The organism is Aliiroseovarius sp. Z3 (assembly GCF_029105185.1).
GTDB lineage: Bacteria > Pseudomonadota > Alphaproteobacteria > Rhodobacterales > Rhodobacteraceae > Aliiroseovarius.
In genome coordinates this window covers 48967-72195 of the sequence record NZ_JAFMZK010000007.1, presented here as the reverse complement: position 1 = coordinate 72195, position 23229 = coordinate 48967, and the positions used below count along the sequence as shown (strand labels likewise).

The 23229-nt window shown below is 58.5% G+C and carries 28 protein-coding genes; 22 read left to right on the top strand and 6 right to left on the bottom strand.

Annotated elements, in window-relative coordinates; all coding sequences use genetic code 11:
• Positions 1-126: 126 nt before the first annotated feature.
• A complete protein-coding gene (locus J3R80_RS13110) occupies positions 127-687 on the bottom strand; it encodes an NYN domain-containing protein (RefSeq protein ID WP_275394234.1) in 561 nt (186 codons plus the stop codon).
• Between the two features lie 100 nt (positions 688-787).
• Between J3R80_RS13110 and folK the strand changes: the two genes are divergently transcribed.
• The 12 genes from folK to recO all read left to right on the top strand — a co-directional run bounded on the left by folK (position 788) and on the right by recO (position 10101).
• Positions 788-1384, top strand: a complete 597-nt coding sequence (gene folK / locus J3R80_RS13105) for a 2-amino-4-hydroxy-6-hydroxymethyldihydropteridine diphosphokinase (protein ID WP_343075827.1) — start codon at positions 788-790, stop codon at positions 1382-1384.
• Positions 1385-1468: 84 nt separating this feature from the next.
• Positions 1469-1825, top strand: a complete 357-nt coding sequence (gene rpoZ, locus J3R80_RS13100; protein WP_091428052.1) for a DNA-directed RNA polymerase subunit omega — start codon at positions 1469-1471, stop codon at positions 1823-1825.
• A gap of 33 nt (positions 1826-1858) precedes the next feature.
• Entirely contained in the window at positions 1859-3997 is a 2139-nt protein-coding gene (locus tag J3R80_RS13095) for a bifunctional (p)ppGpp synthetase/guanosine-3',5'-bis(diphosphate) 3'-pyrophosphohydrolase (protein WP_275394232.1), read from the top strand.
• A gap of 30 nt (positions 3998-4027) precedes the next feature.
• Positions 4028-4675 (top strand): DUF2062 domain-containing protein, encoded by a 648-nt coding sequence (locus J3R80_RS13090; RefSeq protein ID WP_275394230.1) that lies wholly within the window; start codon positions 4028-4030, stop codon positions 4673-4675.
• Between the two features lie 42 nt (positions 4676-4717).
• The gene (locus J3R80_RS13085) at positions 4718-5470 is read left to right on the top strand and encodes a pyridoxine 5'-phosphate synthase (protein ID WP_275394229.1); all 753 of its coding nucleotides are present in this window, start codon (positions 4718-4720) and stop codon (positions 5468-5470) included.
• Positions 5467-6090 (top strand): LysE family translocator, encoded by a 624-nt coding sequence (locus tag J3R80_RS13080; RefSeq protein ID WP_275394228.1) that lies wholly within the window; start codon positions 5467-5469, stop codon positions 6088-6090. The genes J3R80_RS13085 and J3R80_RS13080 overlap by 4 nt, the downstream gene beginning before the upstream one ends.
• Positions 6087-6500 (top strand): holo-ACP synthase, encoded by a 414-nt coding sequence (gene acpS / locus J3R80_RS13075; protein ID WP_275394227.1) that lies wholly within the window; start codon positions 6087-6089, stop codon positions 6498-6500. The genes J3R80_RS13080 and acpS overlap by 4 nt, the downstream gene beginning before the upstream one ends.
• Positions 6501-6609: 109 nt before the next feature.
• Positions 6610-7389 (top strand): signal peptidase I, encoded by a 780-nt coding sequence (lepB, locus tag J3R80_RS13070; RefSeq protein WP_275394226.1) that lies wholly within the window; start codon positions 6610-6612, stop codon positions 7387-7389.
• Entirely contained in the window at positions 7386-8072 is a 687-nt protein-coding gene (rnc, locus tag J3R80_RS13065) for a ribonuclease III (protein WP_275394225.1), read from the top strand. Before lepB ends, rnc begins: the two co-directional genes overlap by 4 nt.
• The gene (gene era, locus J3R80_RS13060) at positions 8069-8986 is read left to right on the top strand and encodes a GTPase Era (RefSeq protein WP_275394224.1); all 918 of its coding nucleotides are present in this window, start codon (positions 8069-8071) and stop codon (positions 8984-8986) included. The genes rnc and era overlap by 4 nt, the downstream gene beginning before the upstream one ends.
• Entirely contained in the window at positions 8983-9315 is a 333-nt protein-coding gene (locus J3R80_RS13055) for a DUF1491 family protein (RefSeq protein ID WP_275394223.1), read from the top strand. The genes era and J3R80_RS13055 overlap by 4 nt, the downstream gene beginning before the upstream one ends.
• A gap of 54 nt (positions 9316-9369) precedes the next feature.
• Positions 9370-10101 (top strand): DNA repair protein RecO, encoded by a 732-nt coding sequence (gene recO / locus J3R80_RS13050; RefSeq protein WP_275394222.1) that lies wholly within the window; start codon positions 9370-9372, stop codon positions 10099-10101.
• A 10-nt stretch (positions 10102-10111) separates the two neighbouring features.
• Here recO and J3R80_RS13045 read toward each other — a convergent pair whose 3' ends face one another.
• The 3 genes from J3R80_RS13045 to J3R80_RS13035 all read right to left on the bottom strand — a co-directional run bounded on the left by J3R80_RS13045 (position 10112) and on the right by J3R80_RS13035 (position 12872).
• A complete protein-coding gene (locus J3R80_RS13045; protein WP_275394220.1) occupies positions 10112-10510 on the bottom strand; it encodes an META domain-containing protein in 399 nt (132 codons plus the stop codon).
• A 40-nt stretch (positions 10511-10550) separates the two neighbouring features.
• A complete protein-coding gene (locus J3R80_RS13040) occupies positions 10551-11111 on the bottom strand; it encodes a TetR/AcrR family transcriptional regulator (RefSeq protein WP_275394219.1) in 561 nt (186 codons plus the stop codon).
• Positions 11112-11222: 111 nt separating this feature from the next.
• Positions 11223-12872 carry an acyl-CoA dehydrogenase family protein gene (locus tag J3R80_RS13035; RefSeq protein WP_275394218.1) on the bottom strand — a complete coding sequence of 550 codons (1650 nt, stop codon included), beginning with the start codon at positions 12870-12872 and terminating at the stop codon, positions 11223-11225.
• A 202-nt stretch (positions 12873-13074) separates the two neighbouring features.
• Here J3R80_RS13035 and J3R80_RS13030 point away from each other — a divergent pair, with 202 nt between their 5' ends.
• On the top strand, positions 13075-13842 hold the full coding sequence (locus J3R80_RS13030) for a sulfite exporter TauE/SafE family protein (RefSeq protein WP_275394217.1): 768 nt from the start codon (positions 13075-13077) through the stop codon (positions 13840-13842).
• 61 nt (positions 13843-13903) lie between these two features.
• On the opposite strand, the gene J3R80_RS13025 is transcribed toward J3R80_RS13030, so the two are convergent.
• Positions 13904-15502 (bottom strand): phosphoenolpyruvate carboxykinase, encoded by a 1599-nt coding sequence (locus J3R80_RS13025; RefSeq protein WP_275394216.1) that lies wholly within the window; start codon positions 15500-15502, stop codon positions 13904-13906.
• Positions 15503-15863: 361 nt separating this feature from the next.
• On the opposite strand from J3R80_RS13025, the gene J3R80_RS13020 reads away from it, so the two are divergent.
• From J3R80_RS13020 to J3R80_RS12990, 7 genes are read left to right on the top strand one after another with little or no spacing between them, the layout of a single operon-like run.
• Positions 15864-16568 carry a response regulator transcription factor gene (locus tag J3R80_RS13020; RefSeq protein ID WP_275394215.1) on the top strand — a complete coding sequence of 235 codons (705 nt, stop codon included), beginning with the start codon at positions 15864-15866 and terminating at the stop codon, positions 16566-16568.
• Positions 16569-16588: 20 nt separating this feature from the next.
• The gene (locus J3R80_RS13015) at positions 16589-18367 is read left to right on the top strand and encodes a sensor histidine kinase (RefSeq protein WP_275394356.1); all 1779 of its coding nucleotides are present in this window, start codon (positions 16589-16591) and stop codon (positions 18365-18367) included.
• Positions 18364-18813, top strand: a complete 450-nt coding sequence (locus J3R80_RS13010; protein ID WP_275394214.1) for a serine kinase — start codon at positions 18364-18366, stop codon at positions 18811-18813. Before J3R80_RS13015 ends, J3R80_RS13010 begins: the two co-directional genes overlap by 4 nt.
• Before the next feature lie 3 nt (positions 18814-18816).
• Positions 18817-19731 (top strand): RNase adapter RapZ, encoded by a 915-nt coding sequence (gene rapZ, locus J3R80_RS13005; protein WP_275394213.1) that lies wholly within the window; start codon positions 18817-18819, stop codon positions 19729-19731.
• Positions 19732-19736: 5 nt separating this feature from the next.
• A complete protein-coding gene (locus J3R80_RS13000; protein WP_275394212.1) occupies positions 19737-20132 on the top strand; it encodes a PTS fructose transporter subunit IIA in 396 nt (131 codons plus the stop codon).
• Between the two features lie 3 nt (positions 20133-20135).
• The gene (locus J3R80_RS12995; protein WP_275394211.1) at positions 20136-20408 is read left to right on the top strand and encodes an HPr family phosphocarrier protein; all 273 of its coding nucleotides are present in this window, start codon (positions 20136-20138) and stop codon (positions 20406-20408) included.
• A gap of 21 nt (positions 20409-20429) precedes the next feature.
• The gene (locus J3R80_RS12990) at positions 20430-21329 is read left to right on the top strand and encodes a lysophospholipid acyltransferase family protein (RefSeq protein ID WP_275394210.1); all 900 of its coding nucleotides are present in this window, start codon (positions 20430-20432) and stop codon (positions 21327-21329) included.
• 13 nt (positions 21330-21342) lie between these two features.
• On the opposite strand, the gene J3R80_RS12985 is transcribed toward J3R80_RS12990, so the two are convergent.
• A complete protein-coding gene (locus J3R80_RS12985) occupies positions 21343-22218 on the bottom strand; it encodes a 3-hydroxybutyryl-CoA dehydrogenase (RefSeq protein ID WP_275394209.1) in 876 nt (291 codons plus the stop codon).
• 160 nt (positions 22219-22378) lie between these two features.
• Here J3R80_RS12985 and J3R80_RS12980 point away from each other — a divergent pair, with 160 nt between their 5' ends.
• Positions 22379-23047 carry a DUF6473 family protein gene (locus tag J3R80_RS12980; RefSeq protein ID WP_275394208.1) on the top strand — a complete coding sequence of 223 codons (669 nt, stop codon included), beginning with the start codon at positions 22379-22381 and terminating at the stop codon, positions 23045-23047.
• Positions 22935-23207 (top strand): DUF6473 family protein, encoded by a 273-nt coding sequence (locus J3R80_RS12975; RefSeq protein ID WP_275394207.1) that lies wholly within the window; start codon positions 22935-22937, stop codon positions 23205-23207. The genes J3R80_RS12980 and J3R80_RS12975 overlap by 113 nt, the downstream gene beginning before the upstream one ends.
• Positions 23208-23229 lie beyond the last annotated feature (22 nt).

The window sequence follows — 23229 nt, the reverse complement described above, 5'->3', positions numbered from 1 at the left end:
GCATCCTCCGATGCAGGGAGGGGTACGCATTTTACACGGCAAGGTCCAGTCGGAAGCGTGCCCGACGCGGGAATGTAAAAGGCCGGGATCCTGCCCCGGCCTTCAAACTTCACTCAGATTGCTGATCTATTCCTCGGACCGATCGGGGCGGTCAAACTCGCGAGGCGGGCGTCCGATCACGTCTTTCAGCTCTTCCAGCTCGATGAAATTGTCGGCCTGTCGGCGCAGTTCATCAGCGATCATCGGGGGTTGGCTGCGGATGGTCGACACGACGGAAACGCGAACGCCCTGACGCTGCAATGACTCGATCAGCGGGCGGAAGTCGCCATCACCTGAAAAGAGAACCGCGTGGTCGATATGCGGCGCAAGCTCCAGCGCATCGACGGTCAGCTCGATATCCATGTTGCCCTTGACCTTTCGCCGACCCATCGAGTCGGTGTATTCCTTGGCTGGCTTGGTCACCATCGAGAAGCCGTTGTAATTCAGCCAGTCCACCAGTGGGCGGATCGGTGAATATTCCTCGTTTTCCAGAAGGGCTGTGTAGTAGAACGCACGCAAGAGCTTGCCCCGGCGCATGAATTCCTGGCGAAGTAGTTTGTAGTCGATGTCAAAACCCAGCGATTTGGCGGCCGCGTAAAGGTTTGAACCATCAATGAACAGCGCAAGCCGTTCGTCCCGGTAGAACATAATAATTCCTTTCCAATTCGCTTCGCCGAACAATTCCGTGAGTGGTAATGAAGAAATCAATCAACGAAGAAACATATTTGCAATCTAGGGAAACAACACGGTGCCGCAAGCAATTAATTCACATGTAACCTGTCCAAAAGTGCTGGTTTCATTAGGAGGTAACGCTACGTCAAGGCAGCGAGAGTCGGCAGAAATCATACACGATGCGGTTGAACACCTGGCAGCACAGGGTTTTAGAATCACCAGAAGCAGTCGGTATTATAGCACGCCTTGCTTTCCGGCAGGTGCCGGTCCCGACTTTGTGAATGCGGCGGTTGGGATCGACACGGATGTTTCGCCGGAAGACCTGTTGTCTGCCTTGCATCGGGTCGAGGCGTCGTTTGGCCGAGAGCGGCCTTCGCGCTGGGCGCCGCGCACGTTGGATTTGGATCTGATCGCTTATGGCACCCAGATTTTGCCGGACAAATCCGTGCTGTCACACTGGATGAACTTGCCGTTGGCAGACCAGAAGGTATTGGCCCCCGAGCAGTTGATCCTGCCGCATCCGCGGATGCAGGACCGCGCGTTTGTGCTGATTCCCTTGGCCGACATCGCGCCCGATTGGCGACACCCGGTGACCGGCAGGACAGTGCAAGAGATGGTCGACGACCTGCCCGATGAAGAAAAAAAGGGCGTTTCACCCTATGAGTTCCCGTGATGCAGGCCTGTTTTTGCTTGTAACCGGCTGGCATCGGCCCTAGATAGGCGTTTCACATCCCCTTGCAAGGAATGGAGATTGATCATGGCCCGCGTGACGGTTGAAGATTGCGTAGACAAAGTCCCGAACAGGTTTGAGCTTGTAATGCTCGCCTCGCATCGTGCCCGCGAAATTTCGGCCGGTGGCCAGATCACCGTCGACCGCGACAATGACAAGAACCCTGTCGTTGCGCTGCGCGAGATTGCGGATGAAACGCAAACCGCCGACGAGTTGCGTGAGCGTATGATCGAAAGCCATCAGACCCAGATTGAGGTCGATGAGCCGGAAGAAGACAGCATGGCCCTGCTGATGGGGGCTGAAGCTGCTGACAAGCCAGCCGAGGACGATCTGTCCGAAGAAAAACTTCTGCGTGCACTGATGGAAGCGCAAGGCCAAGGCTAACGGATCTAAGATCCCCGCGGGGTGGCGGACCGGATGAACGACCTTCCAGATCTTGACCTCGATCTTGATGGGCTGATCGAACGGATCCGCCGTTATAACCCCAAATCCAATCACGAACTGATCCGCGCGGCGTATGAATACGGCGCGCGGATGCATGACGGCCAGACCCGCCATTCCGGCGAGCCTTATTTTACCCATCCTTTTGCGGTTGCCGAAATCTTGGCGGATATGCAGTTGGATGATGCCACGATCATCACCGCGCTTTTGCATGACACGATCGAAGATACCCGGTCGACCTATTCCGAAGTGTCCAGGATCTTCGGGGTGGAGGTGGCAGAGCTGGTCGATGGCGTGACCAAGCTGACCAATCTTCAGCTCAGCTCGTCCGAGACCAAGCAGGCCGAGAACTTCCGCAAGCTGTTCATGGCGATGTCCAAGGACATGCGTGTCATTCTGGTCAAGCTGGCCGACCGGCTGCACAACATGCGCACGATCCGCGCCATGCGGCCTGAAAAACAGGTTCAGAAGTCGCGCGAAACCATGGATATCTATGCGCCGCTGGCGGGTCGCATGGGGATGCAGTGGATGCGTGAGGAACTGGAAGACCTCGCCTTTCATGTTCTGAACCCCGAGGGTCGGAACTCGATCATGCGGCGGTTCCTGCGGCTTCAGAAGGAAAGCGGCGACGTGATCGAGAAGATCACCGGCGATATCCGGCTGGAACTGAACAAGGCGGGGATCACCGCCGATGTGTTCGGGCGCGCCAAGAAGCCGTTTTCGATCTGGCGCAAGATGGAGGAAAAGAACCAGAGCTTCTCGCGTCTGTCGGACACGTATGGTTTTCGGATCATCACCGATAACGAGGCGGATTGTTACCGCGTTCTGGGGGTGATCCATCAACGGTGGCGGGCCATTCCGGGGCGGTTCAAGGATTATATCAGCCAGCCGAAATCAAACGGATATCGGTCGATTCACACGACCGTGTCGGGTCGCGATGGCAAACGGGTCGAGGTTCAGATCCGCACCCATGCCATGCATGATGTGGCCGAAGCCGGGGTTGCCGCGCATTGGTCATACAAGGACGGTGTGCGCGCCGAAAACCCGTTTGCGGTCGATCCTGCCAAGTGGATATCCTCGCTGACCGAGCGGTTTGAGGCGGCGGAGGACCATGACGAATTCCTCGAGCATGTGAAACTTGAAATGTATCAGGACCAGGTGTTCTGTTTCACCCCGAAGGGTGAGGTCGTGAAGCTGCCGCGTGGGGCCACACCGCTGGATTTTGCTTATGCGATCCATACGCGGATCGGGGACAGCTGCGTCGGGGCCAAGGTTGATGGCATTCGGGTGCCGCTGTGGACGCGCATCAAGAACGGCCAGTCGGTCGAGATCATGACCGCCGAGGGTCAAAGCCCGCAGGCCACATGGATTGACATCGTGGTGACGGGCCGCGCCAAGGCCGCCATTCGAAAAAGCCTGCGCAGCGTCGATCGTGAACGCTTTGTGCGATTGGGGCGCGAGCTGGCCCGTGTGGCGTTCGAACATGTTGGCCGCAAAGCGACCGACAAGGCGCTTGCAACCGCGGCCAAACAAATGCGTTTGGGCAATGTTGACGAGTTGCTTGCGAGATTGGGGTCAGCCGAGTTGCAGGCGCGCGACGTCATCGCGGCACTTTATCCGGAAAGTGTTGAGGCGGAAGCCGAGGTTGACGGCGATTCCGTGGTGGTTGGTCTTGAAACCGGGCAGGATTTTGCCCGCGCGCAATGTTGCCAGCCCGTGCCCGGCGAACGTATCGTCGGGATCACCTATCGGGGCAAGGGCGTGATGGTGCACACCATTGATTGCGACGCCCTGGCCGAACTGGCGGAAGACAGTTCCCGCTGGGTCGACCTGCACTGGCATTCCGGGCAGCATCCGGCAATTCATACGGTCAGCATCAACATGACCATATCGAACGATGCCGGGGTTCTGGGGCGCATTTGCTCGCTGATCGGCGAACAGAAGGCCAATATCTCGGACCTGAAGTTTCTGGACAGAAAACCTGATTTCTACCGCCTACTTGTTGATGTAGATTTGCGCGATATTGAACATCTGCATGCCATTATGCTGACATTAGAAGCAGATAGTGATGTCGCCGATGTTCACCGACACAGGGACATCGCCCGCAAACCATAACCCGCCAATTTCGGCCGAAAGGGACCATCCGTGTTCAAAAGAAATCCGCGCTCATACCTGCGTATCATTGCGGAATTCTTCTATCCACGGGGCGGATGGTATCGGGCATCGCAATACGTGATCCACCGTATCCGACGTCTGCCAGATCCGGCGCACCGGATTTCGCGCGGGATTGCTGCGGGTGTCTTTGCCTCGTTCACGCCATTTTTCGGGCTGCACTTCCTGACCGCGGCCTGCTTGTCGTGGATCATCCGCGGCAACGTGTTGGCGTCGTTGCTGGCGACCTTCGTCGGCAATCCGATAACCTTCCCGCTGATTGCCGAGCTATCGGTGAATTTGGGCAACGCCATTCTGGGCCAGCCCTCAAGCGTGCATTTGCCCGAGATTGCCGCTCAGTTCGCAGCGGCCACGTCTGATTTCTGGATGAATATGAAAGCGCCATTTACCGATCACGTTGTTGATTGGTCGCGGATGTCCGAGTTCTTTCACCGCGTTTTCCTGCCCTATCTGGTGGGGTGCATCATTCCCGGCATCGTGGCGGGCACGCTTGGATATGCGCTGTCAAATCCCGTGATTCATGCGTATCAGCGCCGTCGCATCAAAAAGTTGAAAGAGCGATATGAGAAACGTCTGAAAGCCGGGCGAGACAAGGCTGGCGAAGCGCGGGAAAAACCGTAAGACTTGGCGCGCTGACAGTTGCATTGAACAGAGGGGCGCGACATGGCCAACCAGATGAAAAAACTGCGCTTGGGCGTGAATATCGATCACGTGGCGACGGTGCGAAATGCACGGGGGTCGGCCTATCCTGACCCGGTGCGTGCCGCCCTTTTGGCCGAGCAGGCCGGGGCCGATGGCATCACCGCGCATCTGCGGGAAGATCGGCGGCACATTCTGGACGATGATATCGACCGGCTTATGGCCGAGCTGTCGGTGCCCTTGAATTTCGAATGCGCCGCAACGGATGAGATGCTGGACATCGCGCTGCGCCACAAACCCCATGCGGTGTGCCTTGTGCCGGAGAAGCGTGAAGAACTGACCACCGAAGGCGGGCTTGAGGTCGCGCGGCAGGACAACAAACTTGCTGAATACATCGCGCCGCTGCGGGAGGCCGGGTGTCGTGTGTCGCTGTTCATCGCCGCGGACCCGGTGCAGATCGAAGCGTCAGCGCGGGTGGGGGCGGCGGTGGTCGAGTTGCACACCGGTGCCTATTGCGATCTGCATGCCGAAGGCCGGTTTGACGAGCGTGATGCAGAGCTTGCGCGTCTGCGTGACGGGGCGGCGCTGGCGCATTCGCTGGGGCTTGAGGTGCATGCGGGTCACGGCCTGACCTATGACACCGTGAAACCCATCGCCGCGATGCAAGAAGTGGTCGAGCTGAACATCGGGCATTTCCTGATTGGCGAGGCGATCTTTCGCGGCCTGCCCGACGCAATGGCCGAAATGCGCGACCTGATGGACGAGGCGCGGGGATGAACGGGTTCGAGCTTGCGATCGTGTGGGTCGGCTGGGTGTTGGCGGGGGCCTCGCCGGGGCCAGCGACACTGGGAATTGCGGCAACCTCGATGTCCGAAGGCCGGCAGCAAGGGCTTGCCTTTGCCGCCGGGATCCTCGCCGGGGGCGCCTTTTGGGGGATTGCCGCCGCCCTTGGTATGGGCGCGCTTATGCTGACCTATGCTTGGCTGTTCACCACCGTCAAATACGCCGGGGCTGCATATCTGCTGTATCTGGCCATCAAATCTCTCAGATCCGCATTTTCTGATGGGGCGATTGCCGATGGTGCCGTTGCCAAAGGGACCAGTCTGGCCGCCTTCAAGAAGGGTGCGTTGGTTCACCTGACAAACCCAAAAGCGATATTGTCCTGGGGCGCGGTCTTTTCGATCGTTTTGCCCCCCTCTGCGCCCGGATCGCACATCGCTGGGATGTTTGTCTTTCTGTACACCGGCGGAATGCTTGTCTTCATCGGATATGCATATTTGTTCTCGACCCCCAAAGCTGTTGCCGTCTACCGCGACGCGCGTCGCTGGTTTGAACTTGCATTTGCGGCCCTGTTTGGTGCGGCCAGCGTGAAAATCCTGACGGTGCGTGCGGAATGATCCTTGGCATCGGCACCGACCTTGCAAATATCGAGCGCATTCAGGGAACGCTGGAACGCTTCGGGGACCGGTTCCGCAATCGCGTGTTCACCGAGATCGAGCTTGCCAAAGCCGCGCGGCGCAAGGATGAGGCCGGCACGCTGGCCAAACGCTGGGCGGCGAAAGAGGCGTGCTCCAAGGCCTTGGGCACGGGGCTTGCAATGGGAATAAGCTGGCGTGATATGGCGGTCAGCAATCTGCGCACGGGTCAGCCCGTGATGGCCGTCACCGGCTGGGCCGCCGACCGGCTTGCCGAAATGACCCCGGACGGGCACGAGGCCATCATACATGTTACCCTGACAGACGATCACCCATGGGCGCAGGCTTTTGTGGTCATCGAAGCGCGACCTGTCGAAAAGCAGCCGGCATAGCGCGTTGATGCCCCTCAAAACTTGACACTTCCCGCGCATCCGCCCATATCGCCACACATCCCCAATGGGCTGGCAACGATCAGTTCGATGAAAGAGGCAGACGTTGAACATGGCTGAAAAGAAACAAGACGGAATCCTGGAAACGATCAAGACGATCTTCTGGGCACTGATTATCGCAGGGGTGTTCCGCACACTGTTCTTCCAGCCCTTCTGGATCCCCACCGGATCAATGAAGGACACATTGCTGATTGGCGATTTTCTGTTCGTGAACAAGATGGCCTATGGCTATTCGCGCCATTCCTGTCCGTTCTCGTCCTGCCCGATTTCGGGTCGGCTGCTGGGGTCCGAGCCCGAGCGCGGCGATGTCGTGGTGTTTCGCCACCCGTCGCTGGGCACGGATTACGTGAAACGCCTGATTGGATTGCCGGGGGACAAGATCCAGATCAAGAACGGCATCCTGTTCATAAATGGGGAAGAAGCCAAGCAGGTGCCCGACGGCACGTTCGAGGAAATCAAGCAAGCGCAGGGGCGTTTTGCGACCTTCCCGCAATGTACCAACAGCCCGGTCGGGCAGGGTGGTACTTGCATCAAGGAAAAGGCGGTCGAGACGCTGCCAAATGGTGTCACCCACTCGGTGCTGAACGTCCGCAACACGCGTTTGGACAACACCAACGTGTTCACCGTGCCGGATGGCGAATATTTCTTCATGGGTGACAACCGCGACAACTCGACCGACAGCCGCGTCAGTCCGAATGCTGGTGGTGTTGGGTTCGTGCCTGCAGAATACCTGCTGGGCCGTGCCGACCGCATCATGTTCTCGGCTGCGGGCAAGCGCCTGTTTTATTTCTGGACGTGGCGGTCTGACCGGTTCTTCAAGGCGATCGAGTGAAGCTGTCCAGCGATCTTCAAGCCTTTCAAGGCCGTATCGGGCACGCGTTCAAAGATCCCGAACTGCTGATCCGCGCGCTGACTCACGGGTCGTTCTCATCGGCCACGCGCCCTGACAACCAACGGCTGGAGTTCTTGGGCGACCGGGTGCTTGGTCTTGTGATGTCCGAAAAGCTTTTGCGCGACGACCCTGATGCCCCTGAAGGGACGCTTGCCCCGCGCTATAACGCGCTGGTACGCAAGGAAACCTGTGCAGATGTGGCCCGACAGGTTGATATGGGCGCGGTGCTGAAACTGGGCCGGTCCGAGATGAAGACCGGCGGGCGGCGCAAACAAGCGTTGCTTGGGGACGCGATGGAAGCGGTGATTGCCGCGGTCTATCTGGACGCGGGGCTTGATCAGGCGCGCAAGATGATCCTGACGCTGTGGGGCGAGCGGATCGACAAGGTCGAAGAGGACGCGCGCGACCCCAAGACGGCGTTGCAGGAATGGGCGCAAGCGCGCAAGATGGCCCCGCCGACCTATGTCGAAACCGCGCGTGAAGGGCCGGATCATGCACCGGTGTTCACGATAAAGGCCGAACTGGCGAACGGGCGGTCCGCCGACGCCACCGCGCCGTCAAAACGCGCCGCCGAACAAGCGGCTGCCCGCACCCTGCTGAAGCAGTTGGAGAGCAAGACATGACAGACCAACCGCAACGCGCCGGGTTCGTCGCCCTGATCGGGGAACCCAATGCGGGCAAATCGACGCTGACCAACCAGATGGTCGGGGCCAAGGTTTCGATTGTCACGCACAAGGTGCAGACGACGCGGGCGCGCATTCGCGGTGTGGCGATTGAGGGCGACACGCAGATCGTGTTCGTGGACACGCCCGGCCTGTTTCAACCGCGCCGCCGTCTTGACCGGGCGATGGTCGCCGCCGCGTGGGGTGGGGCTGCTGACGCCGACATCACCGTGCTTCTGGTCGAAGCCCATCGTGGTGTGACCGAGGGTGTCCAGCGCATTCTCGACGGTCTGGAAGAGATCGGCAAAGGCCGCACGGTTGCCCTTGCCATCAACAAGATCGACAAGGTGAAAGCCGAAGTGCTGTTGGCCTTGGCGAAGGATTTGAACGACCGGTATGACTTTGCCGAGACCTTCATGATCTCGGCTGAAAAGGGCCACGGGGTTCAGGCCCTGCGCGAATGGCTGGCCGAACAACTGCCCGAAGGACCATGGCTATACCCCGAGGATCAGATCGCCGATCTGCCCATGCGGATGATTGCCGCCGAAATGACGCGCGAGAAGCTGACCCTGCGTCTGCATCAGGAACTGCCCTATCAGCTGACCGTGGAAACCGAGAGCTGGGAAGAGCGCAAGGATGGCTCGGCCCGCGTGGATCAGGTGATCTATGTCGCGCGTGACGGCCACAAAGGCATCATTCTGGGCAAGAAGGGCGAGACCATCAAAGCCGTCAGCCAATCCGCCCGCGCCGAATTGGAAGAGTTCATGGGGCGCAAGATCCACCTGTTCCTGCAAGTGAAGGTGCGCCCGAACTGGCTGGACGAAAAAGAGCGCTATTCCGAGATGGGGCTTGATTTCAAGGATGGCAACGTTTGACCCGGCTGACCGCGGATCTGTGGGTTGCGGCCTATCTGACGCGGTTGCGCCTGTCTGACATCCCGGCCTTTATCACCCGGAAGGGCGATGCAACGGCAGGCGCTGTTCTGGTCAAGATGAATACACTGGACGGGCGGGCTGTGGCGTATCAACGCAGCTTTGACCTGATGACCGGGGACCGGTGCTGGGTTGCTTTGGCTGATGGCGACGAAAGTGATGTCGACGCGGCGCTGGAACGGCAGAAAAGTTTCGATCCTGACCTGTGGGTCATCGAGGTCGAAGATCGCAACGGGCGGCATCTGTTGGACGAGCCGGGTTTGTCGGATTGATCCCATTGCCAACAGCGCCGTGCCCGCTAGTCTGACCGCAGGAGGGTGACAGGCATGGATTGGCGGGATCAGGGTGCGCTTCTGTCCGTGCGAAAGCATGGTGAAACCTCGGTGATCATTGATGTTTTCACGGAATCGCACGGGCGTCATGCGGGCGTGGTCCGGGGCGGGACAAGCCGAAAAATTGCGCCCATCCTGCAACCGGGCGCGCAATTGGATGTCGCGTGGCGGGCGCGGCTGGACGAGCATATTGGCAGTTACTCCGTTGAACCTTTGCGCAGTCGAGCAACGGTCCTATCTGATCGTACCGCGCTGGCTGGACTGAACGCGATCACTTCGCTTTTGACGTTTTCCTTGCCAGAGCGTGAGCCACATCCGCAGCTTTATCACCGCACACAGGCGATGCTGGACCTTCTGGGCGTGAACGAGGCGTGGCCGACGGCCTATCTGAAATGGGAACTGGCATTGTTGGATGACCTTGGCTTCGGGCTGGATCTGTCAGCCTGTGCCGTGACCGGGTCGATGGAAGATCTGGCTTATGTATCCCCCAAAACCGGGCGCGCCGTATCGGCGGAAGCCGCGGGGGAGTGGGCCGATCGCCTGTTGCCCTTGCCCCCGGATTTGTTGGGGGTTGGCAGCGGTGTGCACGACAACGTCCTTGCCGGGCTTCAAACAACAGGGTTTTTCCTGACCCGTTGGTTGGCGCATGCTCTGGGCGACAAACCCTTACCGGAAGCCCGCGCACGCCTGATTGATCGCCTGAAGCGCGAGGCGCAGCGGGGTTAGCCAAGGTTCGTCAGCGCTGGGCCAGGAACACCATCTGGCGACCGGCTTCGTTCGACATGATCAGCATGTCACCCTGAGCCTCGATCTGGCGCATCTCGGTAAGCGCGGTGAAAAAGCGGCTTTCCTCGCTCAATGCTTCGCAGGCCATGCGCGTTGCGGCTATGGGGCCGATTTCGAACCATGGATAGGGGGCTTTCTGCTCGCTTGAATAGCGGTTGCAGGGGGCTTGTCCAACAATCTGTCCCTGCGTCGGAAACGAGATCGTCGCATCTGCGTCAAAGGGCTTTCGATCAATTTCAAGCAACTTCCACACGGCTTTGCGGTCGGCATAGCCTGAAATCGTTTCATCCTTGCATCCCATCAGCGTTAGGGACGCGAGCGCGGCGGTGACGAGCAATGACTGTTTCATGCGTGCAACTTACGCCCGAAGCGTCGAATTGCCAACGCGATTAAGCGTCACGCAGGGCAAGAATAGCGGCCATCAGGGTGGACATAGCGTTCTTGTTGCCCGTGGCATCCGTGGCGGACAGCGTGTTCATTCCCACAAATGAACTGTAGATGATCCGCGCGAAATCAGGATTTGTCAGGTCCAGTTCACGAAGGATGTCGCCAAGCAACGCCATCCGTTTTTGGTCGACACGATACACAGCTTCTGACGCCAAAGGGCTGCCATACGCCCACGCACGGATTGCGGTTTCGACCAGCTCTTCCCCGGTTTGCAGGTCGGTTGAGGCGGCCATGTCACCGAGCTGATACAGCCGCCTGACGGGGTCGTCGCCTTCCGAAAGCGCTTGCGTGATCGCGGCAATCGCATCGTCTTCCCACGTGGCAAGAAGCCGCTTGTGGAAATCAGGCACATCTTTGAAATGCCAGTAGAATGACCCTTTTGTCGTTCCCAGATCGCGGGCAATGGGTTCTGCTTTCAAAGCCTGCGGCCCCTTGGACGTCAGGGCAGCAAGCCCTGCCTTGATCCAGTCATCAGCCCTGAGGCGCGGTTTCTTTGTCGGCATTGTCCGATCTCCGGGCTTCCATACGCACGAGTATGGTCATGTGAGTCGCGCCCAGAGCATACGCGAGCGTATGGTCAACCGCAACCCGAAGTCACACACCGGCATCAGGTGTTAGCCCAGCAACCGGCGCGCGATGACCTGTGCCTGAATTTCGGCGGCACCTTCGAAGATGTTCAGGATGCGAGCATCACACAACACGCGGCTGATTTGATACTCCAATGCGAACCCGTTGCCGCCGTGGATCTGCAGCGCATTGTCTGCGCAGGCCCACGCAACGCGGGCGCCCAGCAATTTTGCCATGCCGGCCTCAAGGTCACAACGCTGATCGTGGTCTTTTTCCCACGCCGAGAAATAGGTGAGCTGCCGCGCCACCATGATCTCGACCGCCATCATAGCCAGCTTGTTGGCAACGCGTGGGAAGTTGATCAGCGATTTGCCAAACTGTTTGCGGTCTTCGGCATACTGCATGCCGATCTCCAGCGCGTTTTGCGCCACGCCAATGGCGCGGGCGGCAGTTTGGATGCGCGCGGCCTCGAAGGTTTTCATCAACTGCTTGAAGCCCTGGCCTTCTTCCCCGCCCAGCAGGTTTTCGCCCTTGACCTTGAACCCGTCAAAGCCCAACTCGAACTCTTTCATGCCGCGATAACCCAGTACCTCGATCTCGCCCCCAGTCATACCTTCGGTCGGGAAGGGGTTTGCGTCATCGCCGGGGGTTTTCTCTGCCAGGAACATCGACAATCCGCGGTGGTCGGTCGAGGTTGGGTCGGTGCGTGCCAGCAGCGTCATCACATGGGTGCGGGCGGCATGGGTGATCCAGGTCTTATTGCCCGTCACCTCGTAATCACCATCCGCGTTTTTCACCGCGCGGGTGCGCAAGCTGCCAAGGTCGGACCCAGTGTTGGGTTCGGTAAACACGGCCGTTGGCAGAATTTCGGCGGACGAGATTTTGGGCAGCCAATGTTCCTTCTGCGCGTCGGTGCCTCCGGCAAGGATCAATTCGGCGGCGATCTCGGACCGGGTGCCCAGCGAGCCGACACCGATATAGCCACGGCTGAGTTCTTCCGACACCACCACCATCGACGCTTTCGACAGGCCCATGCCACCGTATTCTTCGGGGATGGTCAGCCCGAAAACCCCCATCTCGGCCAGTTCCTCAAGGATCTCCATCGGGATATAGTCATCCTTCAGGTGCCATTCATGTGCATTCGGGACCACCCGGTCATCGGCATAGCGGCGGAAGGTCTCGCGGATCATCTCAAGCTCTTCATCCAGACCGGTGGCGCCAAAGGTGGCGTGGCCTGCATTGTCGCGCATCAACTCGACTAGACGCGTGCGGGCGGATTGGCTGTTGCCATGGGCGACAAGCGTGTTGATCGCGTCGGTTTCCAAGGCCGCACCGTCCACGCCCATATCCGACAGGCGCGCCATTTCGTTCTGGCTCATCATGATCCCGCCCTTGATCTGCGCCAGATATTCACCGAAGGCGATTTGCAGGATCAGCTTCTCCATCTCGCCCAGTTGCCCGGCATCGTTCAGGCGACCGGCCCAGGCGTTCATCTGGCGCAGGCTTTCGGTATATGTGGCAAGCCATGACAGCGCGTGGGCCGCGGCTTGATGTTCTTCCAGTTTCGCTCCGGAAATCCGATCCCCTTCCCTCACCGTGGCACGCACCGATGACTTGGCGTCCTCAAACACGGTTTCAACCGGTGCCAGCGCATCGGCGGTAAGGGTCAAAAGATTGTCGATCAGAGCGCCTGTCATCACTGTCTCCTGTCACAGTCTGTGCCGAGATTCGGCCGGGTCTTTCGCATTTGCAGAGAAATAATCCCTTTGCAGGTGCAGCGCAATAAAAATACACGGGAAACAGCAAAAACGAACAAAAATGACGCGATGATTTACCTGCTGCGCCGTCGGTTGGGCTTCGTTAGAAGGGATGGCAAGCACATATCGTTACGGGGCTATCTTGGGAATACTGACCGAATTACCGCAGCTCACGCTGCTTCTGGCTGCTGTTGTTGCCGTGTTTGCCGGATTCGTAAAAGGGGCCGTGGGGTTCGGTATGCCCCTGATCATGATTTCCGGCTTGGCCACGTTGCTTCCGGCAGAGCAAGCCTTGGCGGCGCTGATCGTGCCGACGGTGGTGACGAACGGATACCAGGCCTTTCGACAAGGCCTGATGGCCGCGTGGCAGGCTGTTACCAAGTTCCGTGTCTTTCTGATTGCCCTTTTGGTTTGCCTGGTGCTTAGCGCGCAGCTTGTGACCGTGCTGTCGCAATCAACCCTGTTCATTCTGATCGGCGTGCCGGTCGTGGCGTTTTGCGTGATGCAGCTGAGCGGGTGGAAACCGAACCTGCGGTCCGAACATCGCAGGCGTGGCGAAACCCTGATCGGCGCGTTCGCAGGGCTTTCCGGCGGGTTGTCCGGCGTTTGGGGCCCGCCGACCATCGCATACCTGACCGCGATTGATACGCCTAAGGCCGAACAGATGCGGGTGCAGGGGGTGATCTATGGGGTTGGCGCCGTGGCTCTTTTTGCGGCGCATCTGAAATCCGGCGTCCTGAATGCGCAAACTTTGCCGATGTCGATCTTGATGCTGCTTCCCGCGCTGATCGGAATGGCACTGGGAGGTGTTTTGCATGACCGGATGCCGCAGGCCACGTTCAAGCGGGTCACATTGATCGTCTTGACGGTTGCGGGGTTGAACCTGATCCGACGTGGGCTATGGGGCTAGGCTGCAAATGAAAACGCGCCCCGAAGATCGAGGCGCGTTTGTTAGCGTTCTGTGTTGCTGATCAGCCGATGGCGACGGCTTTTACATCATCGTCGATGTCGCCCTCATACTGAACGAAGTTCTTGGCGAACATATCGACCAGTTTCTGAGCTTGCGCGTCATAAGCGGTTGCGTCCTGCCATGTGCGACGCGGGTTCAGCAGCAGGTCGGGCACCCCTTCCACGGTGACGGGAACTTCGAAGCCGAAATGGTCGTCCTTGCGGAACTCGGAATTCGCAAGCGATCCGTCCAGCGCGGCGGTCAGCAGGGCGCGCGTGGCGCGGATTGGCATGCGCGACCCGGTGCCATAAGCGCCACCGGTCCAGCCGGTGTTGACCAGCCAGCAGGTGGCACCGTGCTTGGCGATCTTGTCCCGCAGCAATGCCCCATATTCGGCCGGACGGCGCGGCATGAAGGGCGCACCGAAACAGGTCGAGAAGGTGGGTTCCGGTTCGGTCACACCCTTTTCGGTGCCCGCCACTTTTGACGTGAAACCCGAAAGGAAGTGATACATCGCCTGCGCCGGGGTCAGCCGCGCGATCGGGGGCAATACGCCGAACGCATCGCAGGTCAGCATGATGATGTTCTTCGGATGCCCGCCCACCGCCGTTTTGGACGCATTCGCGATGTAGTGCAGCGGATAGGCGCAGCGCATGTTTGCGGTCAGGCTGTCATCCTCGAAATCCAGTTTCTTGGTTTCTTCGTCATAGACCATGTTTTCAATGACGGTCGCGAACTTGGTGGTGGTCGCATAGATTTCCGGCTCGGCCTCTGCCGACAGGTTGATGGTCTTGGCATAGCAGCCGCCTTCGAAGTTGAAGGTGCCGGTGTCCGACCAGCCATGTTCATCATCGCCGATCAGCGTGCGTTCGGGGTCTGCGGACAGGGTGGTCTTGCCGGTGCCCGACAGGCCGAAGAAGATCGCCGTGTCGACCGGATTGCCAGTGGCGTGGTTGGCCGAGCAGTGCATCGGCATCACGCCTTTTTCCGGCAGGATGTAGTTGAGAAGCGTAAAGACGGACTTCTTGTTCTCGCCCGCATATTCGGTGCCGCCGATCAGGATGATCTTACGGTCGAAGTTCAGCGCGATCACGGTTTCCGACCGGCATCCATGCCGTTTTGCGTCAGCTTTGAAAGAGGGGCAGTTGATGATGGTGAATTCGGGGTCGAACTCATCCAGCTCATCTCGATCCGGGCGGCGCAGCATGTGGCGGATGAACAGGCTGTGCCATGCCATTTCGGTCACAAGGCGCACATCCAGCCTGTAAGCCGGGTCCGCCCCCCCGAACAGGTCCTGAACATAGTAGTCCTTGCCCTTCATATGCTCCAACATGTCGTCATACAGAACATCAAACTTGGCAGCGTCCATCGGCGGGTTGTTTTCCCACCAGATATGCGGCTCGACACTAGGGGTTTTGACGACAAATTTGTCCTTGGGAGAGCGGCCGGTATGTTTGCCGGTCGTAACCAGGAACGCGCCGCCCTGACCCAGACACCCTTCGCCACGCTCAAGCGCGGCTTCGATCAGCGCAGGCTCCATCAAGTTGTAATAGACATTGCCCAGCCCCTTGATGCCTTGATCTTCCAAGCGGCGTTCTGGGTTTACCCGTCCAGTGGTCATATTTTGCTCCTGTCACCGGTCCGTCATCCACCGGCGTGTATAGGGTTCACATGAGACCGCGTAGCATCCACCACGCGCGCCAACCCTCATGTGAACGAGGGCCGGTAATCGCGCTATAGCATGGTGACTTTCGAATGGAACAGGTCGCTTTGGCGCAGTTAGCGCAACCAAGCGCCTGTTTGCGCAATCATGTTGCGCGCCGGAGCATCGAAATGTGCGGTAAATTCGCCAGCATTTTGATCAATTCATACGGCAGATATGCGCCTGCCCATGCGATTCGCAGTTACATATTGATTCGCATGACCGAAAACAGGACAATGGCGCAAAACAAAATAACAATGAGCAGTGTAAGGAGACCCCTATGTCGAGAATCGCTTTGGTGGACGATGACAGGAACATCCTGACTTCCGTCGCGATCACTCTCGAGGCCGAGGGCTTCGAAGTTGAAACCTATAATGACGGTCAAAGCGCGCTGGATGCGTTCATGCAGCGGCTGCCGGATATGGCCGTTCTGGATATCAAGATGCCCCGGATGGATGGCATGGACCTGTTGCAGCGACTGCGACAAAAGACCAAGACCATGCCGGTGATTTTCCTGACCTCGAAAGATGACGAGATTGACGAGGTTCTGGGCCTGCGCATGGGGGCGGACGATTATGTGACCAAGCCCTTTAGCCAGCGGCTACTGGTGGAGCGCATCCGCGCCCTTCTGCGTCGGCAGGAGGTGATCGCCAAGGATGACGCGGGCGAGGTGGAAGAAAGCAAATCGCTGGTGCGCGGCGAGTTGACGATGGATCCCTTGCGCCACGCCGTGACGTGGAAGGGCAAGGATGTGTCGCTGACCGTGACCGAGTTTTTGTTGCTTCAGGCGTTGGCTCAGCGTCCGGGGTTTGTCAAAAGCCGGGATCAGTTGATGGATGTCGCCTATGACGATCAGGTCTATGTCGATGACCGCACCATCGACAGCCACATCAAACGGCTGCGCAAGAAGATGCGGACCGCAGATGACGATTTCTCGGCGATCGAAACGCTGTATGGCATCGGTTACCGTTATAACGAGGAATAACGCCACGTGCGTTGGACAAGATGGTGACAAAGGTGAAGGACACCAAAGCCACAACCCGAAGCGATCTTGTTCTGGGTGAAGACTGGGTCTCGCCAAGTGGCGAGATGGATTTCGAATTGCGCGACAAGCGGGCGCAGCGCGGGCTGATTTCGATCAACCGATCACCCTTGGCGCGCAAGATCATCACGTTCAATTTGCTTGGGCTTGTCGTGCTGGTGGCGGGGGTTCTTTATCTGAACCCGTTTCGCGACAGCTTGCTGATCCAACGCGAACGCGGTCTTGTCGTCGAGGCGGAATTGATCGCGGATGTGTTCGAAGCGCAGCTTGAGCAGGCTATCGAGAACCAGGTGACCACATCACCCGAGCAATCGGATTTAACCGCGCCCGAAGGCGAGGTGGTGCCGGAAGTCGTTGTCCCTGCCGCGCCTGATTTTGCCGAGACGTTGTCCGACTTGCAGCTTCCGGTCGGGCTGGAAGTGTTTGTTTTTGATGCGAGCGAGTCGCTTTTGGCACGATCTGTCGGTGTTCCGCCGGCCGTGCCAACGCCGGTTGACGGGTTGGGGCGTCAGGTTGGGTCGACCATTATCACCGATCTTCTGAACGCCGTGTGGGAAGGCGTCTCCGGTATCGTCGCGAAAGGTGATGGTCAGTCCCTGCCTCTGGACACCGAGGTGATGGCGCGGACGCTGTATCCTGGCGCCATGAACGGCGCGACCCGGGTGTCGAACGGTGTTGATGAGAATGGTGGGACGGTGTTCTCGGTCGCGACGCCCATCTTGCAAAACGGCGTTCCGGCTGGTGTGGTCGCCATCACCAGCGCGACTGGTGAGCTGGATTTGCTGGTTCGGGCAGAGCGTGAACAATTGTTGCAGATGTTTGTCATCGCGATTCTCGTCTCCATCGGTCTGAGCCTTGTGTTGGCCTCGACCATTGCGAACCCGCTGTCAGATCTTGCTGCCGCCGCCGAACTGGGGCGCGACAAGGATACCAACAGCGTGCGCACCGGGCGGGTCCGCATCCCCGATCTGACCGCGCGCCCAGACGAGATTGGCCGCCTGTCCGGCGCGTTGCGGGGGATGGTGGCCGCCCTTTATGACAGAATAGACTCCAACGAACAGTTTGCTGCCGACGTGGCCCACGAGATCAAGAACCCGTTGGCCAGTTTGCGGTCGGCCATCGGCACCTTGCGTTTGGCCAAGAAAGACGAACATCGCGGCAAGCTGCTGGATGTGATCGACCACGATGTGCGACGGCTGGATCGTTTGGTCAGCGATATCTCAAATGCTTCGCGGCTGGACAGCGAGCTGGTGAAGGAAGAAGAGGAAGAATTCAACCTTCTGAAAATGCTGGGCAATCTGACTGAATATCTGAGCAACGAAGGCAGCGATAAAGGTGTCGAGTTCATCACCGATCTGCCCCCGGATCCGATCTTTATTCGCGGGTTGGAAGCCCGATTGGCGCAAGTGTTCGTGAACCTGATCACCAACGCGCTGAGCTTTTGCGACGAAGGTGACGCGATCCGCGTATGGGTGCGACGGCGGGAAAACCGTGTGCTTGTGGTGATCGAGGATACCGGCCCCGGCATTCCGGAACAGGCCTTGAGCAAGATTTTCAAACGCTTCTATTCGGAGCGTCCTGAAAGCCAGTTTGGCAACAACTCGGGGTTGGGGCTGGCGATCTCGAAACAGATCGTCGAGGCCCATGGCGGCGTCATTTGGGCCGAAAACATTCGGCCCACCGATGCCGATGTCACCTCTGACCCGCTGGGCGCACGGTTCGTGGTTGGCCTTCCGGTGTGACCGAGGGGGCCCCGACGCAACCGCTTGGATTTCACGCGACAACGGTTGCCGTGGATAATGCAGCGGCGATGATTGTCGGCCCGTCGGGATCGGGGAAATCGTCGCTGGCGCTTCAATTGATCGGGCTGGGGGCGAAGCTGATCTCGGACGACTATAGCCGTGTCGAGGTGGGTGAAGCGGGACCGTTCGTTCTGGCCCCTGACCGCCTGCAAGGCGTGATCGAAGCCCGTGGTGTCGGGTTGATCAATGTACCATGGAAAGCCTCGGCCCGGCTTCAACTGGTCGTTGATATGGCCCAGGATGAGGTGGAAAGACATCCCGGTTCACGACGGCTCACAAATATTGGCGGATACGATATCGACCTTGTTTTGCGGGTTGACGCGCCTTACTTCGCATGTGCGCTATACCACCTGTTGAAATCCGGACGGTATGACGCGACAAGCTAGGCGATGAAGATGACTGACAACAACACCAACACGGGACAGAAGGTTGTTCTGGTGACCGGGCCATCCGGTGCCGGGCGAACAACGGCGATCCGCGTGTTGGAGGATATCGGCTATGAGGTCATCGACAATCTGCCGCTGTCTCTGATCGGTCGCGTTCTTGGTGGACCGGCACTGGATCACCCGCTGGCGCTGGGCGTCGATGTGCGCAACCGCGACTTTTCGACCGAGATGATGCTGCAGGTGATCGAGGATCTGCGCGAAGATGATCGACATGATGTTGAGGTGTTGTATCTGGATTGCTCACGCGACGTGTTAATCCGCCGTTATTCGGAAACGCGGCGGCGCCACCCGCTGGCCCCTGCCGAGACACCAGATCACGGCATCACCCGCGAAATCGAGCTTCTGGCTCCGATCCGGGGACGTGCGGATGTTCTGATCGACACGTCGGAATTGTCGCCGCACGATCTGAAAGAAGAGCTGATGCAGTGGTTGTCGCAGTCGGGAGCGGAAAACCTGGCGGTGTCGGTCCATTCGTTTTCATACAAGCGTGGGGTGCCCCGCGGGCTTGATATGGTTCTGGACGCGCGTTTCCTGCGCAACCCGCATTGGGAAGCGACGCTCAGATCATTGGATGGTCGCGATGACGCTGTTGCGGATTACGTCGCCAAAGATCCGCGGTTTGACGAGTTTTTCATCCGCGTCGCTGAACTGGTCGAGTTTCTGATCCCCGCTTACGGGGACGAAGGGAAATCGCATCTGGCCATCGGATTCGGGTGCACCGGAGGGCAACACCGTTCGGTTGCCCTTACGGAAAGATTGGCAAAGACGCTTGCACACAAGGGTTGGCAGGTGTCAATTAGACATCGGGAATTGGAACGCCGAGCCGAAACGGGGCCGGCATCGAAGCAGTTGGGGTAACGAGCGTGATCGGCATCGTGATCGTCGCGCATGGCGGGCTTGCAAAGGAATATCTTGCCGCTGTCGAACATGTTGTCGGCAAACAACCCGGTGTGCGTGCCATCTCGACCGATGCTGAATGCAATCGGGAGAACAAACAATCTGAAATCGCAGCCGCCGCTGACGCCGTTGACGATGGTGATGGTGTGGTCGTGGTGGTCGACATGTTTGGCGGCTCGCCCGCCAACCTGTCGCTGCCGGCGTGCTGCAAAGCGGATCGGAAGATCCTTTATGGTGCCAACCTGCCCATGTTGGTGAAGCTGGCCAAGACCCGGCATCTGCCGATTGAAATGTCGACAAGCAAGGCGCTTGCAGCGGGGCGAAAATACATCGACTGTATTGATGGTATACAGGAGTTGTAGTGTATGAGCACGAGCCGCGAATTGGAGATCATCAACGTCAAAGGGCTGCACGCACGGGCATCGGCCAAATTCGTTGATACAGTCGAAAACCACGATGCGACCGCGCGCGTATCCAAAGACGGCATTGATGCCGAAGGGGATTCGATTATGGGCCTGTTGATGCTGGCGGCATCGCAGGGCACGAAGATTCACGTCGAAACCTCGGGTCCGCAAGCTGTCGAGTTGATGGCGGCACTGACCGAACTGGTTCAAGACAAGTTCGGCGAAGGCATGTAAGGCGCGTGTCGCGGGACGAATATGGGACAAGACGTGGTGAATAACGCAGACAGCGATATGGTCGAAAGCAGTCAGGATGGCCTGTCCCACGACCAGTATGACCGTCGCAGCCTGACCTATGCCAATTCCCTGAACAACCCTTTTCAGTCCTATGTCATCCGGATTGTCGAATGGTTCACGGGCAAAATCTCGATCCTGCGAATGGTTCGAAAGCTGGAAAAGCGGGGCGCTCCGAAAGGGCAGGCGTTCTGGGGGGCCTGTCTGGATGTGATGGGTATTCGCGTCGAAACACCTGACGATCAACTGCGAAACATTCCGCCAGAGGGCCCTGTGATCGCGGTTGCCAATCACCCGCACGGATTGGTGGATGGGATGGTGTTGGCGGAGCTTATTGGCCGTCGTCGTCAGGATTACCGCATCCTCAGCCGTTCGGTTTTGGATGGGTTGGACGAGGTGGCATCATCTTACATGATCCCCGTGCCGTTCCCCCATGACCCCGATGCACAACAAAAGATGGTCGAAATGCGTGCCCAGACCATGGCGCATCTGAAAGCAGGCGGGCTTGTCACGCTTTTCCCGTCCGGAGTGGTCGCGTCATCCGACAGTCTGTTTGGTCCGGCGATTGAACGGGAATGGAATGTCTTTACCGCGCAGCTGATCCGCCGGTCCGGCGCAAAGGTGGTGCCAATCTATTTCCCCGGCGCCAATTCGCGCTGGTATCAGATGGCCAACCGGCTGTCTGCGACCATGCGGCAAGCCTTGCTGCTGCATGAGATCGTCAGAAGCTGTAACCGCCCGCAAAAGCCGGTGATTGGGCCAGTTCTATCGGACGTCGAGATGGAGCGCCTGCATACAGACCCACGCGGTTTCATGGGGTGGCTGCGCAGCCATACGCTGGCGTTAGGACAGCCTCGCGACTAACGGCGGGTCACCGTCACCGCGTGGGAACGGGCGTGTCACCACGATAGTCATAAAATCCGCGTTTGGATTTCCGACCAAGCCAACCGGCTTCGACATATTTGGTCAAAAGCGGGCAGGGGCGGTATTTCGTATCCGCCAACCCGTCATGCAGCACGTTCATGATCGCAAGGCAGGTGTCCAGCCCGATGAAATCCGCCAGCTCAAGCGGGCCCATTGGGTGGTTCGCGCCCAGCTTCAACGAGGTGTCGATGCTTTGCACCGACCCGACACCTTCGTAAAGCGTGTATACGGCCTCGTTGATCATCGGCATCAGGATGCGATTGACGATGAAGGCGGGAAAGTCTTCCGCACTTGCGGCCGTTTTGCCAAGTCGGTCCACGACATCATGGCATGTTTTGAAGGTTTCCTGATCCGTTGCAATGCCCCGGATCAGTTCTACAAGCTGCATCACCGGAACCGGGTTCATGAAGTGAAACCCCATGAATCGCTCTGGACGGTCCGTGCCGCTGGCCAGCCGCGTGATCGAGATTGACGACGTGTTGGAGGTCAGGATCGTGTCAGGTTTCAGATGCGGCAGCAGCCCGTCGAAGATTTTCTTTTTCAGGGCTTCATTTTCAGTCGCAGCTTCGATGATCAGATCGGTTGCACCAATATCTGGCAGCTTCAACGTGGTTGAGATCAGACCCAACGCCGTGTCGCGCTCCGCAGACGTGATTGTTTCGCGGGCGACCTGCCGTTCCATATTCTTTGCAATGCGCGCCATGGCGGCGTCCAGACTGTCCTGACTGATATCATTCAGGCGCACTTCGTAACCGGCCAGAGCCATCACGTGCGCGATACCGTTGCCCATTTGCCCGGCACCTACAATGCCTATCGTCTCGATGCTCATCTGATCCCTTTCATTGTCTTGCGACAGAGTATGCGGCAGCGCGGCAGGGGTGCAAGGGTTAAGCACGGCCTAAGAAAATTTGCTGCATTTGAGGGTTAGCCAAATGAAAACCAGTTCATGCGAATCATCGTCCCGGGTGAAAATTGTTGGAGTGGGTGGAATGGCTTACGATACTTTGGGCAAGGGCCCGTTGAACTATCAGTTGTGCAGGTACGGAACGTCAAAAATCCTGTTTCGCGGACCGAAGAAGAAGCTGACCGCGCCATATGTCGCGGTGTTGGGCGGCACAGAGACCTTTGGCAAATACCACGCGCATCCGTATCCGGAATTGCTACAGCTGGAGCTTGGAATGCAGGTTGCGAATTTTGGCTGCCAGAATGCAGGTGTGGATGCGTTTCTGCACGATCACGGGCTTCTGACGCTGAGCAATCGCGCGAAGGTTACCGTGCTGCAAGTGCCCGGCGCGCACAACATGTCCAACAGGTTCTATTCGGTGCATCCGCGGCGCAATGACAGGTTTCTGCGTGGCTCGAACCTGTTGAAAGACCTTTATGACGACGTCGATTTGACCGAGTTCAACTTTACCCGTCATCTGCTCACCGCGCTGCACGATGTCTCGGTTGACCGGTTCGCCAAGGTCGTGGACGAACTGCGCGTGGCGTGGGTTGCGAGGATGAAATTGCTGATCGCGAAATTGGACTGTGAGGTTGTCTTGCTTGTGGCTGGCCGATCATCCGATCAGCGACGGTGCGCGGGATGGCATCAATGGATCCGACCCTCTGTTCGTCGATCAGGAAATGGTGCAAGCCATCGCACCGTTCGTTGCTGATGTTGTCGAGGTCGCAATTTCTCGCCAGCAGCAGAAGGATGGGCGTCGTGAATTGATCTTTGCAGACATGGATGAACCAGCTACGCGTGGCATGCTTGGCTCGATCGCCCACCGCAAGACCAGCCGCGCCCTGCATGACGCCATTGATCGGCTTCGGTAAGCGGTCAATGAAAAGGCCCGCT

Coding starts and splice junctions, on each gene's coding strand:
- J3R80_RS13110 (WP_275394234.1), bottom strand. CDS start 687: ATGTTCTACCGGGACGAACGGCTTGCGCTGTTCATTGATGGTTCAAAC.
- rpoZ (WP_091428052.1), top strand. CDS start 1,469: ATGGCCCGCGTGACGGTTGAAGATTGCGTAGACAAAGTCCCGAACAGG.
- J3R80_RS13095 (WP_275394232.1), top strand. CDS start 1,859: ATGAACGACCTTCCAGATCTTGACCTCGATCTTGATGGGCTGATCGAA.
- J3R80_RS13085 (WP_275394229.1), top strand. CDS start 4,718: ATGGCCAACCAGATGAAAAAACTGCGCTTGGGCGTGAATATCGATCAC.
- J3R80_RS13080 (WP_275394228.1), top strand. CDS start 5,467: ATGAACGGGTTCGAGCTTGCGATCGTGTGGGTCGGCTGGGTGTTGGCG.
- acpS (WP_275394227.1), top strand. CDS start 6,087: ATGATCCTTGGCATCGGCACCGACCTTGCAAATATCGAGCGCATTCAG.
- lepB (WP_275394226.1), top strand. CDS start 6,610: ATGGCTGAAAAGAAACAAGACGGAATCCTGGAAACGATCAAGACGATC.
- era (WP_275394224.1), top strand. CDS start 8,069: ATGACAGACCAACCGCAACGCGCCGGGTTCGTCGCCCTGATCGGGGAA.
- recO (WP_275394222.1), top strand. CDS start 9,370: ATGGATTGGCGGGATCAGGGTGCGCTTCTGTCCGTGCGAAAGCATGGT.
- J3R80_RS13045 (WP_275394220.1), bottom strand. CDS start 10,510: ATGAAACAGTCATTGCTCGTCACCGCCGCGCTCGCGTCCCTAACGCTG.
- J3R80_RS13040 (WP_275394219.1), bottom strand. CDS start 11,111: ATGCCGACAAAGAAACCGCGCCTCAGGGCTGATGACTGGATCAAGGCA.
- J3R80_RS13035 (WP_275394218.1), bottom strand. CDS start 12,872: ATGACAGGCGCTCTGATCGACAATCTTTTGACCCTTACCGCCGATGCG.
- J3R80_RS13025 (WP_275394216.1), bottom strand. CDS start 15,502: ATGACCACTGGACGGGTAAACCCAGAACGCCGCTTGGAAGATCAAGGC.
- J3R80_RS13020 (WP_275394215.1), top strand. CDS start 15,864: ATGTCGAGAATCGCTTTGGTGGACGATGACAGGAACATCCTGACTTCC.
- J3R80_RS13015 (WP_275394356.1), top strand. CDS start 16,589: ATGGTGACAAAGGTGAAGGACACCAAAGCCACAACCCGAAGCGATCTT.
- rapZ (WP_275394213.1), top strand. CDS start 18,817: ATGAAGATGACTGACAACAACACCAACACGGGACAGAAGGTTGTTCTG.
- J3R80_RS12995 (WP_275394211.1), top strand. CDS start 20,136: ATGAGCACGAGCCGCGAATTGGAGATCATCAACGTCAAAGGGCTGCAC.
- J3R80_RS12990 (WP_275394210.1), top strand. CDS start 20,430: ATGGGACAAGACGTGGTGAATAACGCAGACAGCGATATGGTCGAAAGC.
- J3R80_RS12985 (WP_275394209.1), bottom strand. CDS start 22,218: ATGAGCATCGAGACGATAGGCATTGTAGGTGCCGGGCAAATGGGCAAC.
- J3R80_RS12980 (WP_275394208.1), top strand. CDS start 22,379: ATGGCTTACGATACTTTGGGCAAGGGCCCGTTGAACTATCAGTTGTGC.